18 protein-coding genes and 1 other RNA gene are annotated in these 15,218 nt (G+C 50.5%); 8 read left to right on the top strand and 11 right to left on the bottom strand.

Annotated elements, in window-relative coordinates:
• Positions 1-6: 6 nt before the first annotated feature.
• The 6 genes from OKF39_RS18000 to ffh form a co-directional block, all read right to left on the bottom strand.
• Positions 7-411, bottom strand: a complete 405-nt coding sequence (locus OKF39_RS18000; protein ID WP_479983218.1) for a DUF2946 domain-containing protein — start codon at positions 409-411, stop codon at positions 7-9.
• Between the two features lie 132 nt (positions 412-543).
• On the bottom strand, positions 544-891 hold the full coding sequence (gene rplS, locus OKF39_RS18005; protein WP_002914145.1) for a 50S ribosomal protein L19: 348 nt from the start codon (positions 889-891) through the stop codon (positions 544-546).
• A 43-nt stretch (positions 892-934) separates the two neighbouring features.
• Positions 935-1,702 carry a tRNA (guanosine(37)-N1)-methyltransferase TrmD gene (gene trmD, locus OKF39_RS18010; RefSeq protein ID WP_047366682.1) on the bottom strand — a complete coding sequence of 256 codons (768 nt, stop codon included), beginning with the start codon at positions 1,700-1,702 and terminating at the stop codon, positions 935-937.
• A 31-nt stretch (positions 1,703-1,733) separates the two neighbouring features.
• Positions 1,734-2,273 carry a ribosome maturation factor RimM gene (gene rimM, locus OKF39_RS18015; RefSeq protein ID WP_028014127.1) on the bottom strand — a complete coding sequence of 180 codons (540 nt, stop codon included), beginning with the start codon at positions 2,271-2,273 and terminating at the stop codon, positions 1,734-1,736.
• Positions 2,274-2,288: 15 nt separating this feature from the next.
• Positions 2,289-2,537 (bottom strand): 30S ribosomal protein S16, encoded by a 249-nt coding sequence (gene rpsP, locus OKF39_RS18020; protein ID WP_022649067.1) that lies wholly within the window; start codon positions 2,535-2,537, stop codon positions 2,289-2,291.
• A 116-nt stretch (positions 2,538-2,653) separates the two neighbouring features.
• A complete protein-coding gene (ffh, locus tag OKF39_RS18025) occupies positions 2,654-4,015 on the bottom strand; it encodes a signal recognition particle protein (RefSeq protein WP_003863132.1) in 1,362 nt (453 codons plus the stop codon).
• Positions 4,016-4,181: 166 nt separating this feature from the next.
• Between ffh and OKF39_RS18030 the strand changes: the two genes are divergently transcribed.
• Both OKF39_RS18030 and OKF39_RS18035 read left to right on the top strand, forming a co-directional pair.
• Positions 4,182-4,973, top strand: a complete 792-nt coding sequence (locus OKF39_RS18030; RefSeq protein ID WP_032645009.1) for a cytochrome C assembly family protein — start codon at positions 4,182-4,184, stop codon at positions 4,971-4,973.
• Positions 4,974-4,992: 19 nt separating this feature from the next.
• Positions 4,993-6,279, top strand: a complete 1,287-nt coding sequence (locus OKF39_RS18035) for an HlyC/CorC family transporter (protein ID WP_032644905.1) — start codon at positions 4,993-4,995, stop codon at positions 6,277-6,279.
• Positions 6,280-6,330: 51 nt separating this feature from the next.
• Here OKF39_RS18035 and grpE read toward each other — a convergent pair whose 3' ends face one another.
• Entirely contained in the window at positions 6,331-6,924 is a 594-nt protein-coding gene (gene grpE / locus OKF39_RS18040; RefSeq protein WP_032644906.1) for a nucleotide exchange factor GrpE, read from the bottom strand.
• 122 nt (positions 6,925-7,046) lie between these two features.
• Between grpE and nadK the strand changes: the two genes are divergently transcribed.
• From nadK to bamE, 3 genes are all read left to right on the top strand, one after another.
• Positions 7,047-7,925: an NAD(+) kinase gene (gene nadK / locus OKF39_RS18045; RefSeq protein ID WP_008502500.1), complete on the top strand. Its 879-nt coding sequence runs from the start codon at positions 7,047-7,049 to the stop codon at positions 7,923-7,925.
• Positions 7,926-8,010: 85 nt separating this feature from the next.
• Entirely contained in the window at positions 8,011-9,672 is a 1,662-nt protein-coding gene (gene recN, locus OKF39_RS18050) for a DNA repair protein RecN (RefSeq protein ID WP_048957964.1), read from the top strand.
• Positions 9,673-9,810: 138 nt separating this feature from the next.
• The gene (gene bamE, locus OKF39_RS18055; protein WP_028014132.1) at positions 9,811-10,149 is read left to right on the top strand and encodes an outer membrane protein assembly factor BamE; all 339 of its coding nucleotides are present in this window, start codon (positions 9,811-9,813) and stop codon (positions 10,147-10,149) included.
• A gap of 102 nt (positions 10,150-10,251) precedes the next feature.
• On the opposite strand, the gene OKF39_RS18060 is transcribed toward bamE, so the two are convergent.
• Positions 10,252-10,539: an RnfH family protein gene (locus OKF39_RS18060; RefSeq protein WP_150144926.1), complete on the bottom strand. Its 288-nt coding sequence runs from the start codon at positions 10,537-10,539 to the stop codon at positions 10,252-10,254.
• Positions 10,529-10,966, bottom strand: coding sequence for a type II toxin-antitoxin system RatA family toxin (locus OKF39_RS18065; RefSeq protein WP_008502504.1), 438 nt, complete (start codon positions 10,964-10,966; stop codon positions 10,529-10,531). The genes OKF39_RS18060 and OKF39_RS18065 overlap by 11 nt, the downstream gene beginning before the upstream one ends.
• Positions 10,967-11,122: 156 nt before the next feature.
• On the opposite strand from OKF39_RS18065, the gene smpB reads away from it, so the two are divergent.
• The 3 genes from smpB to OKF39_RS18080 all read left to right on the top strand — a co-directional run bounded on the left by smpB (position 11,123) and on the right by OKF39_RS18080 (position 12,388).
• Complete coding sequence (gene smpB / locus OKF39_RS18070) at positions 11,123-11,605, top strand: SsrA-binding protein SmpB (protein WP_008502505.1); 483 nt, start codon at positions 11,123-11,125, stop codon at positions 11,603-11,605.
• Positions 11,606-11,694: 89 nt separating this feature from the next.
• Positions 11,695-12,058, top strand: a transfer-messenger RNA (tmRNA) gene (gene ssrA, locus OKF39_RS18075).
• Positions 12,059-12,145: 87 nt separating this feature from the next.
• Positions 12,146-12,388, top strand: coding sequence for a hypothetical protein (locus OKF39_RS18080; RefSeq protein ID WP_039263488.1), 243 nt, complete (start codon positions 12,146-12,148; stop codon positions 12,386-12,388).
• Between the two features lie 226 nt (positions 12,389-12,614).
• Here OKF39_RS18080 and OKF39_RS18085 read toward each other — a convergent pair whose 3' ends face one another.
• Both OKF39_RS18085 and OKF39_RS18090 read right to left on the bottom strand, forming a co-directional pair.
• On the bottom strand, positions 12,615-13,937 hold the full coding sequence (locus OKF39_RS18085; protein WP_039263455.1) for a hypothetical protein: 1,323 nt from the start codon (positions 13,935-13,937) through the stop codon (positions 12,615-12,617).
• Between the two features lie 12 nt (positions 13,938-13,949).
• Positions 13,950-14,807, bottom strand: a complete 858-nt coding sequence (locus OKF39_RS18090; RefSeq protein ID WP_071884855.1) for a DNA-processing protein DprA — start codon at positions 14,805-14,807, stop codon at positions 13,950-13,952.
• Between the last annotated feature and the right edge of the window lie 411 nt (positions 14,808-15,218).

Raw genomic sequence — 15,218 nt, forward strand, 5'->3', positions numbered from 1 at the left:
GAGTTTTTAAAGGGAAAAAGCAGACTGCCGCGGCGGCGCGCGGGTATCAGGGTAAAGCCAGGGGAAAAAGTGCCAGTGGCTGACCGCCTGACGCGGCGGCTTAACGCGAAGCCTCTGCAGCACGATACTGAGCAGCACTATCAGCGCGAGTATCACGCCCGGCACGTGGGCTAACAGCACGCAGTAGCCGCACGCTTCCGCATGGTCGACCGGCATTGTGTGTGGCATATCGCCGTGATGCTCGTCCATCGACATCATGCTCATGTCATGATGCATGCCCGGCATGGCGCTCATGGGGTCTTTCTGCAGCGAGACGGAGATAAGGGGTGCAACCACGATCAGCAGGATCGCAAACAGCGCGGTCAATGCCGCTGCGCGTTTCCGGTTAGGCTGATGCAGTACGTTATCCACTTCCCCTCCATTCAAGAGGCAAGCATTGTAAATGATTTATGACGAAAGGGTTAATGCGAGAGGTGCGATGGGATAAAAAAAGGGCCAGCCTTTCGGCCAGCCCTTTCTAACAGGATGTCGCTTAAGCGAATCTTAGTTCAGACGCTCTTTAATACGAGCAGACTTACCAGTACGCTCACGCAGGTAGTACAGTTTAGCTTTACGTACAGCACCACGACGTTTAACAGCAATGCTGTCAACTACCGGAGAGTGAGTCTGGAAGACACGCTCAACGCCTTCGCCGTTGGAAATTTTACGAACAGTGAATGCAGAGTGCAGACCGCGGTTACGAATAGCGATAACCACGCCCTCGAATGCCTGCAGACGTTTTTTGGAACCTTCAACAACCCATACTTTCACTTCCACGGTGTCACCTGGACGGAAGGAAGGTACGTCCTGCTTCATCTGCTCTTGTTCAAGTTGCTTAATAATGTTGCTCATAATTTAATCTCTTATCCTGGGTAAACTGATATTCGGGAGCGTATTACGCCTTCCCATCATGTTCATGCTGCTGTTGCGCGTGTTCAGTTTTGAACTCGGCCAGCAACTTTGCTTGCTCTTCAGTCAGAGCCAGGTTTTCCAGAAGTTCAGGTCTTCTAAGCCAGGTTCGGCCCAGCGACTGCTTCAAACGCCAGCGACGTATCTCGGCATGGTTTCCAGACAGTAACACTGCCGGTACTTCCATCCCTTCTAACACTTCAGGACGAGTATAGTGTGGACAGTCCAGCAATCCATCGGCAAAGGAATCTTCCGTTGCCGAAGCTTCATGGCCCAGAACCCCCGGAATAAACCGGGCGACGGAGTCAATCAGCGTCATTGCCGGTAACTCACCACCGCTGAGAACGTAATCGCCGATAGACCATTCTTCGTCAATCTCGGTTTGAATTACGCGCTCATCTATCCCTTCGTAGCGCCCACAGACCAGAATCAGCTTTTGATTCGTCGCCAGTTCGCTCACGCCCGCTTGATCAAGCTTGCGTCCCTGAGGTGACAGATAAATCACCTTTGCGCCTTCACCTGCCGCGGCTTTTGCTGTGTGAATGGCGTCCCGTAAGGGTTGCACCATCATTAACATCCCCGGTCCGCCGCCGTAAGGACGATCGTCCACGGTACGGTGCCGGTCATGAGTAAAGTCACGCGGACTCCAGCTCTGGATGCTCAGCAGGCCATTCTTTACTGCCCGGCCAGTTACCCCGTAATCGGTAATCGCGCGGAACATTTCAGGAAACAGGCTAATTATGCCAATCCACATAGCGCCGTCTTTTACCGTTTATCCGGAGAATTTAAAAACCAGGATCCCAATCTACTTCAATGGTTTGAGTAGCGAGATCGACTTTCTTGATAACCTGTCCATCGAGGAACGGGACCAGCCGCTCCTTGATGCCAAATGCATCTTTCAGGTTTGCCTTAATGACGAGAACGTCATTTGACCCGGTTTCCATCATATCGATGACTTTCCCCAGGCTGTAACCTTCAGTGGTGACTACCTGGCAGCCCATAAGGTCTTTCCAGTAGTAGTCGCCCTCTTCCAGCTGTGGCAACTGCGACGAATCCACGACAATTTCACAATTAGTCAGCGCATTCGCGGCATCACGATCGTCAATGCCTTTCAGCTTGATGATGATGTCCTGATTGTGGTGACGCCAGCTTTCCAGCTCGACCTCTTCCCACTTACCGGCTTTCTGGATGAACCAGGGCTGGTAATCAAAAATGCTATCAGCGTCTTCAGTGGAGGAAAACACTCTGAGCCAACCACGGATACCGTAGCAAGAACCCATTTTTCCCAATACGATCGGTTCAACAGGTGCTTTATTGCTCATCATGACCACCGTGACAGATTAAGCTGCTTTGTTTGCTGCTTTGATCAGCGTAGCAACGCGATCGGAAACAGTAGCGCCCTGGCCAACCCAGTGAGCGATACGATCCAGATCCAGACGGGTTTCTTCTTCTGCGCCAGAGGCCAGTGGGTTGAAGAAACCAACGCGCTCGATGAAGCGACCGTTGCGTGCATTACGGCTGTCAGTCACAACAACCTGGTAGAACGGACGCTTTTTAGCGCCGTGACGTGCTAAACGAATAGTTACCATAACATCCTCTTGTGTGAATAAAACAACCGGGCCCCATCGAGGAACGGAGCCCGGGTGTCATATTAAAAGCCCGAAAATTTTACTCATTTTCGGGCAAAAAGCAATCTCAAAAGCGATTAACGCCCTGGAAAACCGGGAGGCATCATGCCTTTCATGCCGCGCATCATCTTCGCCATGCCGCCTTTCTTCATTTTCTTCATCATGCGCTGCATGTCGTCGAACTGTTTCAGAAGGCGGTTAACGTCCTGCACCTGCATGCCGCAACCGGCAGCGATACGGCGCTTACGGGAACCTTTGATGATTTCTGGCTTGGCTCGTTCCTTCAGCGTCATGGAGTTAATGATCGCCTCCATACGCACCAGCACTTTGTCATCCATCTGGGATTTAACGTTGTCAGGGATCTGGCCCATGCCCGGCAGTTTGCCCATCAGGCTTGCCATGCCGCCCATGTTTTTCATCTGACGCAGCTGCTCAAGGAAGTCGGTCAGATCGAAACCGTCGCCTTTTTTCAGCTTGCTGGCGAGCTTTTCAGCCTGCGCGCGGTCAACCTTGCTCTCGATATCTTCGATCAGCGACAGCACGTCGCCCATGCCGAGGATACGGGAGGCGATACGGTCCGGGTGGAACGGCTCCAGCGCTTCGGTTTTCTCGCCCACGCCGAGGAACTTGATCGGCTTACCGGTGATATGACGAATAGAAAGCGCCGCACCGCCGCGGGCGTCGCCGTCGACTTTGGTCAGCACCACGCCGGTTAACGGCAGCGCTTCGTTAAACGCTTTCGCGGTATTCGCCGCATCCTGACCGGTCATGGCGTCAACGACAAACAGGGTCTCTACCGGGTTGATAGAAGCGTGCACCTGCTTGATTTCGTCCATCATCGCTTCGTCAACGTGCAGACGACCGGCGGTATCCACCAGCAGCACGTCGTAGAATTTCAGCTTCGCTTCTTTCAGCGCGGCGTTAACGATGTCGACAGGCTTCTGGGCAACGTCGGACGGGAAGAAGTCCACGCCGACCTGCTCGGCCAGCGTTTCCAACTGCTTGATCGCCGCCGGGCGATAGACGTCCGCAGAGACAACCAGCACTTTCTTCTTGTGCTTTTCGCGCAGGAATTTACCCAGCTTACCGACGCTGGTGGTTTTACCCGCACCCTGCAGGCCCGCCATCAGCACCACGGCCGGCGGCTGAGCCGCCAGGTTAAGCACCTGGTTCTCTTCGCCCATCGCCGAGACCAGTTCGTTACGAACGATTTTGACGAACTCCTGACCCGGGGTCAGGCTCTTGTTAACTTCATGACCAACCGCCTTCTCTTTTACGCGGTTGATAAAATCTCGAACAACCGGCAACGCCACGTCTGCTTCCAGCAGCGCCATGCGCACTTCGCGCAGCGTTTCCTTGATGTTCTCTTCAGTAAGGCGTCCGCGGCCGCTGATGTTGCGCAGCGTGCGCGACAAACGATCGGTTAAATTATCAAACATTGTCTCTCGCCTGAGTAGAAACGTTGGGCCGCATTGAGCGACACATACACAGAATTTTGCCGGAGTATAACATGAAGGCGCCTTTGTTGTTATGCAACGGTTGGAGCAGGCGTCACGTAACGTTATACTGCTTCTCTTTCTTATTAAGACAACTGTCGATGCCAATATGCCTGTTTTCGCACTGATCGCCCTTGTTGCCTACTCTGTCAGCCTCGCGCTGATTATTCCCGGACTGCTGCAAAAAAACAGCGGCTGGAGGCGCATGGCTATTCTTTCGGCGGTCATCGCACTGATAAGCCACGCGTTTGCGCTGGAATCACGCATTATTCCCGGCGACGGCAGCGTGCAAAACCTGAGCGTCCTCAACGTCGGCTCGCTGGTCAGCCTGATGATCTGTACGGTAATGACCATCGTCGCGTCTAAAAATCGCGGCTGGCTGCTGCTGCCGATTGTCTATACCTTCGCGCTGATCAATCTGGCTTTAGCCACCTTTATGCCTAATGAATTCATTACGCATCTGGAGGCGACGCCGGGGATGCTGGTGCACATCGGCCTGTCGCTGTTCGCCTATGCAACGCTGATCATCGCCGCGCTTTACGCCATGCAGCTCGCCTGGATTGATTACCAGTTGAAAAACAAAAAGCTGGCGTTCAACCATGAAATGCCGCCGCTGATGGTCATTGAGCGTAAGATGTTCCACATCACCCAGATAGGCGTGGTGCTGCTGACGCTCACGCTCTGCACCGGCCTGTTTTACATGAAGAACCTGTTCAGCGTGGAGAATATCGATAAAGCAGTGCTCTCCATCATCGCGTGGTTTGTCTATATTGTCCTGTTGTGGGGCCATTATCATGAAGGCTGGCGCGGTCGTCGCGTCGTCTGGTTCAACGTCGCGGGTGCGGGCATTCTCACCCTTGCCTATTTTGGCAGCCGCTTCATACAGCAATTTGCTGGCTAAGTTATAAAAGGAGTTCCCCCTGGAACACATCTCTACCACCACGCTGATCGTTATCCTGATCGTCATGGTGGTCATCTCCGCCTATTTCTCCGGCTCGGAAACCGGCATGATGACCTTAAACCGTTACCGGTTGCGTCATCGTGCTAAACAGGGTAACCGTGCCGCCCGCCGCGTTGAAAAACTGCTCCGCAAGCCGGATCGGCTGATAAGCCTGGTGCTTATCGGCAACAACCTTGTCAATATTCTGGCCTCAGCCCTCGGCACCATCGTTGGGATGCGCCTGTACGGCAATGCCGGGGTGGCGATTGCCACCGGCGTGCTGACGTTTGTGGTGCTGGTGTTTGCCGAAGTACTGCCAAAAACCATCGCCGCGCTTTACCCGGAAAAGGTGGCCTACCCGAGCAGCTTCCTGCTGGCGCCGCTGCAGATCCTGATGATGCCGCTGGTCTGGCTGCTGAACATGGTCACGCGCGTTTTGATGCGGATGGTGGGGATCAAAGCCGACGTCACTATCAGCAGCGCGCTCAGCAAAGAAGAGCTGCGCACCATCGTGAACGAATCCCGCTCGCAGATCTCCCGGCGCAATCAGGATATGCTCCTGTCGGTGCTGGATCTGGAAAAAGTGAGCGTGAACGACATCATGGTGCCGCGCAACGAAATCGTCGGTATCGACATCAACGACGACTGGAAAGCCATTGTCCGCCAGCTGACGCACTCTCCGCACGGGCGCATCGTGCTCTATCGCGACTCGCTGGATGACGCCATCAGCATGCTGCGCGTGCGCGAAGCCTACCGTCTGATGACCGAGAAAAAAGAGTTCACCAAAGAGGTGATGCTGCGCGCCGCCGACGAGATTTACTACGTGCCGGAAGGTACGCCGCTCAGCACGCAGCTGGTTAAATTCCAGCGCAACAAGAAAAAAGTCGGCCTGGTGGTCAACGAGTACGGCGATATTCAGGGCCTGGTGACGGTCGAAGATATTCTGGAAGAGATTGTCGGAGATTTTACCACATCGATGTCCCCTTCCCTCGCGGAGGAAGTGACTCCGCAGAACGACGGTTCGGTGCTGATTGACGGTAGCGCGAACATCCGTGAACTCAACAAAGCCTTTAACTGGCATTTGCCGGAAGATGAAGCTCGTACCATGAACGGGATGATTCTGGAAGCGCTTGAAGAGATCCCAGCGGCGGGCACGCGGGTGCGCATTGAGCAGTACGATATTGATATCCTGGACGTGCAGGACAATATGATTAAGCAGGTGAAGGTGCTGCCCGTTACGCCACTTAGGGAAAGTATTGCTGAATAAAACGTAGGCCGGGTAAGGCGAATGCCGCCACCCGGCACTACAGATAGCAAATTAGGCTTTCGCTTTCGCCACGGTCACCATCGCAGCGCGAATGGTACGGCCGTTCAGGGTGTAACCTTTCTGCATCACGCCCAGCACTTTACCGGCTTCAATCTCTTCAGATTCCACCATCGCAATGGCCTGGTGAACGTTTGGATCCAGCGGCACATCGGTATCCGCAATCACTTCCACGCCAAACTTACGCACCACGTCGAGCATGGATTTCAGCGTCAGTTCGATACCTTCGATCATCGCCGCGTTGTCCGGATTCGCTTTGTCAGCCACTTCCAGCGCGCGGTCGAGGCTATCGATCACCGGCAGCAGTTCGTTGACGAATTTCTCCAGCGCAAATTTATGCGCCTTCTCAACGTCCTGCTCGGTACGACGACGCAGGTTTTCCATTTCCGCCTTGATGCGCAGAACGGTGTCGCGTTCGCGATTCTGTGCTTCTACCAGTTGGGCTTCCAGATTCGCAATTTTTTCATCGCGCGGGTCCACCTGCTCAGCAGATGCGTCTGGCTCTACAGCCTCAACTTCATCGTGCTGTTCCGTGATAATTTCTTCAGGGGCTTGCCCCTCAGGCGTTTTCTGTTCTTTACTACTCATGAATTTCTCCGCGTTTTTCTGCATTCATCTCGCTAACTTCGCTTATTATGGGGATCAGTTTCCTGGATTCAAGGGAACAAGAGAGATTGTCATCATTCATCAGGCACAAGGACCTCCAGAAAATGAATAATCATTTCAGGTGTATTGGGATCGTCGGGCATCCGCGTCACCCTACCGCATTGACGACACATGAAATGTTGTATCGCTGGTTGTGTAGCAAAGGCTATGAAGTGATGGTCGAGCAGCAAATTGCGCAGGAACTGCAGCTGAAGAGCGTCAAAACCGGCACGCTGGCGGAAATTGGCCAACAGGCCGATCTCGCCGTGGTGGTGGGCGGCGATGGCAACATGCTCGGCGCGGCACGCACGCTGGCGCGTTATGACATCAAGGTCATCGGTATCAACCGCGGCAATCTCGGCTTTTTAACCGACCTCGACCCGGACAACGCGCAGCAACAGCTGGCCGACGTGCTGGAAGGTCATTATATCAGCGAAAAACGCTTTTTACTGGAAGCGCAGGTGTGCCAGCAGGACTGTCAGAAGCGCATCAGCACCGCGATTAACGAGGTGGTGCTTCATCCCGGCAAAGTGGCACACATGATTGAGTTCGAAGTTTATATCGACGAAATCTTTGCCTTTTCCCAGCGTTCTGACGGGTTGATTATCTCCACCCCGACCGGCTCAACCGCCTACTCGCTTTCTGCGGGCGGCCCGATCCTGACGCCCTCTCTGGATGCTATTACGCTAGTGCCGATGTTCCCGCACACGCTCTCCGCGCGCCCGCTGGTGATTAACGGCGACAGTACGATACGTCTGCGCTTCTCGCACCGCCGTAACGACCTGGAGATCAGCTGCGACAGCCAGATCGCGCTGCCAATCCAGGAAGGTGAAGATGTTCTTATTCGCCGGTGTGATTACCACCTGAACTTGATTCACCCGAAAGATTACAGCTATTTCAACACATTAAGCTCGAAGCTTGGCTGGTCAAAAAAATTGTTCTGATTTTGCATCCAGTACTTTACTGTATAAAAAACCAGTTTATACTGTATGAAAACACAGTTATGGTTTTTCATACAGGAAAACAATTATGCTGGCACAACTGACCATCAGCAACTTTGCCATTGTTCGTGAGCTTGAGATCGATTTCCACAGCGGCATGACGGCGATCACCGGCGAAACCGGTGCGGGTAAATCCATTGCCATTGATGCCCTCGGCTTGTGCCTTGGCGGCCGTGCAGAAGGCGACATGGTGCGCATGGGCGCAAACCGTGCCGATCTTTGCGCACGTTTCTCCCTGAAAGATACCCCTGCAGCCCTGCGCTGGCTGGAACAAAATCAGCTCGAAGATGGACGAGAGTGTTTACTTCGCCGCGTGATCAGCAGCGACGGGCGCTCCCGAGGCTTTATCAACGGCACGGCAGTCCCGCTCTCCCAGCTCCGCGAACTCGGCCAGCTGCTTATCCAGATCCACGGTCAGCATGCGCATCAGCAACTCGTCAAACCAGAACAGCAGAAAGCCCTGCTTGATGGCTATGCGGGTGAGTACGCGCTTACTCAACTTATGGCGGAGCACTACCGCCAGTGGCATCAAAGCTGCCGCGAGCTCGCCCAGCACCAGCAGCAAAGCCAGGAGCGCGCCGCGCGTGCGGAGCTGCTGGCGTACCAGCTTAAAGAGCTGAACGAATTCAACCCGCAGGCGGGTGAGTTTGAACAAATTGACGAAGAGTACAAGCGCCTCGCCAACAGCGGCCACCTGCTCTCAACCAGCCAGAATGCCCTCAACATGCTGGCAGATGGCGAAGACGTTAACCTGCAGAGCCAGCTGTACAATGTCCGTCAACTGGTCACCGAACTGGCCGGCATGGACAGTAAACTTTCTGGCGTACTGGATATGCTGGAAGAGGCCGCGATTCAAATCTCAGAAGCCAGTGACGAACTGCGTCATTATTGTGAACGGCTGGACCTCGACCCGAACCGCCTGTTTGAGCTGGAGCAGCGCCTTTCTCGTCAGATTTCACTGGCGCGCAAGCACCATGTCACGCCGGAAGAACTACCAGGCTATTATCAGTCTCTGCTCGAAGAACAGCAGCAGCTTGACGATCAGGCGGATTCGCAGGAAACCCTCTCTCTGGCCGTGAACCTGCATCATCAGCAGGCGCTGACCACGGCGAAAAAACTGCATGAGATCCGTCAACATTACGCTCAGGAGCTAAGCCAGCACATCACCGACAGCATGCACACGCTGGCGATGCCGCACGGTGTATTCACTATTGATGTCCGTTTTGAAGAGAACCACCTGACGGCAGAAGGGGCGGATCGCATCGAGTTCCGCGTCACCACCAACCCGGGGCAGCCGCTGCAGGCAATCTCCAAAGTGGCATCCGGCGGTGAACTGTCGCGTATTGCGCTGGCGATTCAGGTGATTACCGCACGTAAAATGGAAACCCCGGCGCTGATTTTCGATGAAGTGGATGTCGGCATCAGTGGCCCAACGGCGGCAGTGGTGGGTAAACTGCTGCGCCAGCTAGGTGAGTCAACGCAGGTGATGTGTGTCACCCACCTGCCGCAGGTCGCGGGCTGTGGTCATCATCACTTTATTGTCAGTAAAGAAACCGACGGCGAAATGACCGAAACGCACATGAAGCCGCTGGATAAACGCGCGCGTCTGCAGGAGCTGGCACGACTGCTCGGCGGCAGTGAAGTCACGCGTAATACGCTCGCGAACGCGAAAGAACTGCTGGCGGCATAAACTTTTTCGGGATCTCAGGGTCATACAGAACAACAAAAACGCCGCCAGACCGGTTTCAAAGTGGGGCAAGGTCTATTATCATCGGCATATTACATATGAGCCGCGTTCTGCTCGGGCCCGAAAAGGAATCAAATCACTATGCGTTGTAAAATGCTGACCGCTGCCGCAGCGGTTCTTCTGATGTTGACCGCAGGCTGTTCCACTCTGGAGAAAGTGGTTTACCGTCCTGACATCAACCAGGGGAACTACCTTACCCCTAACGATGTGTCCAAAATCCGCGTGGGGATGACACAACAGCAGGTCGCTTATGCACTGGGAACCCCGATGATGACCGATCCGTTCGGCACTAACACCTGGTTCTATGTATTCCGTCAGCAGCCTGGCCACGAAAGCGTGACCCAGCAGACCCTGACGCTGACCTTCAGCAGCGCCGGTGTGTTGACCAACATCGACAACAAACCTGCCCTGACAAAATAATCAGAAGCCAGAAATGCAAAAAGGTGCTCAACGAGCACCTTTTTTGTTTTTCTTTATCCCTTCCCCCCTTTGGGAAGAGGAACAGGGTGAGGGGAAGAAGCGCTACTTACCCGCCTTCTCCGCACGCTGACGACGCAGCTCTTTCGGATCGGCAATCAGCGGACGATAAATCTCGACCCGGTCGCCCTCCCTCAGCACATCGCCCAGCTTCACCGGACGGCTGTAAATCCCGACCTTATTTTTCGCCAGGTCGATATCTCTGCGAAGCTCAAGGATGCCGGACACGCGGATAGCCGCCTCAACGGTCGCCCCCTCTTCCAGCGTCACGCGCTGCAGATACTGCTTCTCCGGCAGCGCGTAGACCACCTCTACAGCAATCTTATGCGACACTGTAAACCTCTTTGGCGCGGGTGGTAAACGCCTGAACCATATTTGACGCCAGCTCTTTAAAGATGCGGCCAAACGCCAGCTCAATTAGCTTATTGGTGAACTCAAAGTCCAGATGGAACTCAATGCGGCAGGCGTCAGCGCTCAGTGGCGTAAACTTCCAGCCACCCATCAGGGTTTTAAATGGACCATCCACCAGATGCATCAAAATACTCTGATTGTTAGTCAGCGTATTGCGGGTGGTGAACGTCTTGCTGATCCCCGCTTTGGAGACATCCACCGCCGCAGTCATCTGCGTCGGGCCAGACTCCAGAACGCGGCTCCCGGTACATCCCGGGATAAACTCTGGATAAGACTGAACATCGTTCACTAACTGATACATTTGTTCCGCGCTGTAAGGAACGAGCGCAGTACGGCTAATCTGAGGCATAGCATTTTCCATGGTCACACAACGGACAAATAATAACATTTATCACCTGTTAAAAAAACGCTAAGCCTCATCTCATGCTAAGATAGCGCGTTAGACCTCACAGGACGCAATGAGGTGACTTTTTGAAATCAGATTACCGACGGCTTTACGACACTTATGACGAAGAAAAAAGCACATAAACCAGGCTCGGCGACCATTGCGCTCAACAAGCGTGCTCGCCACGAGTATTTCATTGAAGAAGAATTCGAAGCTGGCCTTGCGTTGCAGGGCTGGGAAGTAAAATCGCTGCGCGCCGGGAAAGCTAACATCGGCGACAGCTACGTGATCCTTAAAGATGGCGAAGCCTTCCTGTTCGGCGCGAACTTTACGCCACTGACCGTCGCCTCGTCGCACTACGTATGTGACCCAACGCGCACCCGTAAGCTACTGCTGAACAAGCGTGAGCTGGAATCCCTCTACGGACGCATCAACCGTGAAGGTTTCACCGTAGTCGCCCTGTCGTTGTACTGGAAAAATGCCTGGTGCAAAGTAAAAGTTGGCGTCGCGAAAGGTAAAAAACAGCACGACAAACGTACTGACCTGAAAGAACGCGAGTGGCAGTTGGATAAAGCGCGCATTATGAAAAACGCAGGACGTTGATTCTGCACACTTATTGTACTATTCAATAAGTTAGCGTTCCGGGCTGGTATCCAGGAAGTGAAATCTGGTATACTTAGTTCAACACTATTGGGGCTGATTCTGGATTCGACGGGATTTGCGAAACCCAAGGTGCATGCCGAGGGGCGGTTTGCCTCGTTAAAAGCCGCAAAAAAATAGTCGCAAACGACGAAAACTACGCTTTAGCAGCTTAATAACCTGCTCTGAGCCCTCTCTCCCTAGCTTCCGCTCTTAAGACGGGGATCAAAGAGAGGTCAAACCCAAAAGAGATCGCGTGGAAGCCCTGCCTGGGGTTGAAGCGTTAAAACTAATCAGGCTAGTTCGTTAGTGGCGTGTCTGTCCGCAGCTGGCGTGCGAATGTAAAGACAAACTAAGCATGTAGTACCGAGGATGTAGAAATTTCGGACGCGGGTTCAACTCCCGCCAGCTCCACCAATTAAAACAAGGGGTTACGTGAAAGCGTAACCCCTTTTTTTTGTCCATGTCCACTTTACGTCCACCAAGCTTAAGGATGAAATGCAGATGGCCACAAAATACCAAACCGAACTGGCTCTAAAAGCGTTGCTCACTGAACTGCATCGCACAGGCCAAGACCTATACACGTTCGTTGACGAAGCGATTTTGCAAATGCATAAAGAAAAACTATTCGTAAAAGAAGATACGATTAGAGAAAGAGGTGGGGCGGAGGACGCACTCTTTGCATGTGTTGAGGCGCTTGCTGGAAGTCGACCTTACGTGAAACCCGGAGACATCGAAGATTTCTAATCTTCGCTAAACCCATCTACTTAGCCGTAAATGGGTTTTTTGTTGCCTGGAATTTAAAACATTAAAAATCAACAACATATGTAAAACATCAATCACCAACGGCGACGAAATGGCGACAGAGTCATTGTGTTTGGTTGAGGAGAATAAGCAGCCTCCTCGACCGAATGAGTCCATTCGACAAAGCGTGAGAGTGGGCAACATGACATAATGCCTGTAGGATAGTTACTCACGATCCAGCAATTTCAGATGCGCTAAATAGCCTCAACAGTTCGGAGACATCTGCACCTGGACGTGTTGTTCGAGCAAAGGCGTATCCGTAAAAAGGAATCTCATTTTTAAAAATTCCAACTTCGGTTAGTAGTGTTGCAACAGCATTCATTTGAGTTCCAGAGGTAACTATATCATCTAAAATTATTACAGCCGTTCCATCATTTTTTTTGATTTTCTTATAAGTACCTAATGTCTCCAGATGGGGCCTAACCTCTCTCCTTCCATTTGACATATGAGCTGGAGGCGTTGGCAAAAAGCGTTCAACGATGTAAAAATGTTCAAGAATAAAGTTTATCTCACCCTTTTTCCGCGCAAAATAAGCATACTTTGACCACCATTCAGCCAAAATTAGCATCGGAAATGATTTATTACATTCCATCGGAACTGAGGGTGGTGTAGGAACCAAATATATTTTCCCAGTTAGCTTCTCTTTTTTCGCCCATTTTACAAACTCCTGGAATGATACCCACATCAATGCTTTAAAAGCTTTTCCATATCCGATTGTTTTATTTCGATTGTAAAATGCAACTCTTTCACTATTTTCTATTTGGCTTTGAGTTAATTCTTTTGCAACTTTAATTGATCTCTTTACTTCAAACCAAACTTTTTTTCGTTCTTCTACGTCATCCCAGTCATCTGAATTTGGCCAATATTCAAAGGCATGCCCTATATTTTCTGATGGTATTGTTGTTAAATCGCATTCATCAGGATCGACGGTATCATAATTTCTTTTAAAATCATGTTGCTGGAAAACCAACTGTCCATTTAGATAGTCATCAACAGCAGATTTCAATTCATCCAGATTTGTACATATAGCACTTGGCTTTGTCCAGCGATTATAATATTCACAGGATTTTTTGCTCAATCGTCCAAGCAAGATAGAGGGGAAAGCTCTTAAATGAGCAAAATATATATCTTTGGGACTATCACCAACCACCAAAATATCTTGATATGAAGTAAAGATAATATTATCATCAACTGTAGGTTTATGTTGACTACAATAAATATTGTCTCGACTTACTTTGACACCACCTTTATCAAGAATAGCAAAACAATAAGCCGAGGGAGAGTCAGAGAATATAAAGACAGCAATCCCACTATTTATCAGTTTATTGATGTATTCCACAACGCCCTGATGCCTTTCTCGCACTTCAATCTCATCGCGTTCAATAAGACCAGGAATGGTTTCTCGTCCAATTTCGGTTCGGAGGTATGGTTTAAATTCTTCTGTAGCAAAGATTGTATCATCTAAGTCAAAGATTATAGCTCTTGAATTCATGGTAAATTCCCTTTATCTATCCTTAACAACTTTAATCGAGTTTTTATACTTATGAACCCACTGATATTCTGGTTCATGAATATTATTTTCTAACGCATAAACAGTTTTGTTTTGTTCAACACATGTTCTTATCGCATATTGAGTTCCACTTTTATCTCCAGCTCTTGCTACCACAACACCTTCTCTTGAAAGGCTAACTGTTGTGAGATTTCTGTTCGCAAAATATGAGCCTTGAGAAAGTATACCAACCGGATATTCACTCAAAACGAGATGATCTTTCGCAATCAATTCTTGAAGGTTTTTGTTTTCAGCTGGATAGGCAATATTGATAGGGTTACCTAAAACCGCTATCGTTTTTGCTCCAAGTTTTATTGCTGTTTGATGGCCAAGCGTATCCGAACCTTTTGCAAGTCCGCTGACAATAACCTGAAAACCGGCGTTTACAAGCCGTTCCAAGGCATTTAAACCTTGCGTAATATGTTCAGGATTATCAAGATTCCTTGTACCAACAAAAGAAATGCTTCGAGGTAATTTCAAAATATTAATATCACCTCGATAATACAAAACAGGTGGAGCACCATAAATATCTTGAAGCAAATCTGGATAATTATCGTCTAAACAATTAATCACTCCAAAATTTACTTTCAAATTTGAAAATATCTTATCAAGCTTAGAAACTATATCCGAATCGGGTGGTATCATTGAAAAGTGATAATCATATAGCTTTTGTATACTCCCAAAATTTAATAATAAACTTTTTAACTCGGCATTGGATTTTTTGGAACCTACTCCTATTTTTTTGGCTAGAATCAATGCTGCGTGTTGCCAAGCTTCACTTTGTGCAACAGTAAGTGTAAGAGAGCTATCCATGTTTGTTCCTATCAGTCACACGTTGTCTTTCCTCCACATTATAAGATAATGAATCAATTTGAAATCCAGTTTGTTTATACATTTCAGTTTCCGGTAGCTCTTCAAAGCCATACGGAGCTGCGAGAAGGGGGTTTCTAAAAACGCTTCACAGAGGCTAAAAAATATAAAAGACAATAATATCAACACCTTAAACCCATGACATTGATACCAAACACTATAGTAAACTGAAAAACACTGAAATTCTTTTCAATGTTTTCAGTTTCGGTTTTCCGCAAAGCCGCCAGCACTGGCACGGTCTGACGGTCTGGTTTGAAGAAAAATAAAACTGAAAAATTTTTATGATCCAAAAACCGCAGGCGGGTGCGGTGTAGTGCGATTTTTGTCTGCGAAAGATTTTTTTTGCCATGCTGT

Source organism: Enterobacter cloacae complex sp. HYC042_NIDB (assembly GCF_056673315.1).

Excerpts from the sequence above, each read along its gene's own strand:
- OKF39_RS18085 (WP_039263455.1), bottom strand. The coding sequence starts at position 13,937 with ATGAATTCAAGAGCTATAATCTTTGACTTAGATGATACAATCTTTGCT.
- rpsP (WP_022649067.1), bottom strand. The coding sequence starts at position 2,537 with ATGGTAACTATTCGTTTAGCACGTCACGGCGCTAAAAAGCGTCCGTTC.
- grpE (WP_032644906.1), bottom strand. The coding sequence starts at position 6,924 with ATGAGTAGTAAAGAACAGAAAACGCCTGAGGGGCAAGCCCCTGAAGAA.
- rplS (WP_002914145.1), bottom strand. The coding sequence starts at position 891 with ATGAGCAACATTATTAAGCAACTTGAACAAGAGCAGATGAAGCAGGAC.
- rimM (WP_028014127.1), bottom strand. The coding sequence starts at position 2,273 with ATGATGAGCAATAAAGCACCTGTTGAACCGATCGTATTGGGAAAAATG.
- nadK (WP_008502500.1), top strand. The coding sequence starts at position 7,047 with ATGAATAATCATTTCAGGTGTATTGGGATCGTCGGGCATCCGCGTCAC.
- OKF39_RS18030 (WP_032645009.1), top strand. The coding sequence starts at position 4,182 with ATGCCTGTTTTCGCACTGATCGCCCTTGTTGCCTACTCTGTCAGCCTC.
- bamE (WP_028014132.1), top strand. The coding sequence starts at position 9,811 with ATGCGTTGTAAAATGCTGACCGCTGCCGCAGCGGTTCTTCTGATGTTG.
- OKF39_RS18090 (WP_071884855.1), bottom strand. The coding sequence starts at position 14,807 with ATGGATAGCTCTCTTACACTTACTGTTGCACAAAGTGAAGCTTGGCAA.
- recN (WP_048957964.1), top strand. The coding sequence starts at position 8,011 with ATGCTGGCACAACTGACCATCAGCAACTTTGCCATTGTTCGTGAGCTT.
- OKF39_RS18080 (WP_039263488.1), top strand. The coding sequence starts at position 12,146 with ATGGCCACAAAATACCAAACCGAACTGGCTCTAAAAGCGTTGCTCACT.
- smpB (WP_008502505.1), top strand. The coding sequence starts at position 11,123 with ATGACGAAGAAAAAAGCACATAAACCAGGCTCGGCGACCATTGCGCTC.
- trmD (WP_047366682.1), bottom strand. The coding sequence starts at position 1,702 with ATGTGGATTGGCATAATTAGCCTGTTTCCTGAAATGTTCCGCGCGATT.
- ffh (WP_003863132.1), bottom strand. The coding sequence starts at position 4,015 with ATGTTTGATAATTTAACCGATCGTTTGTCGCGCACGCTGCGCAACATC.
- OKF39_RS18065 (WP_008502504.1), bottom strand. The coding sequence starts at position 10,966 with ATGCCTCAGATTAGCCGTACTGCGCTCGTTCCTTACAGCGCGGAACAA.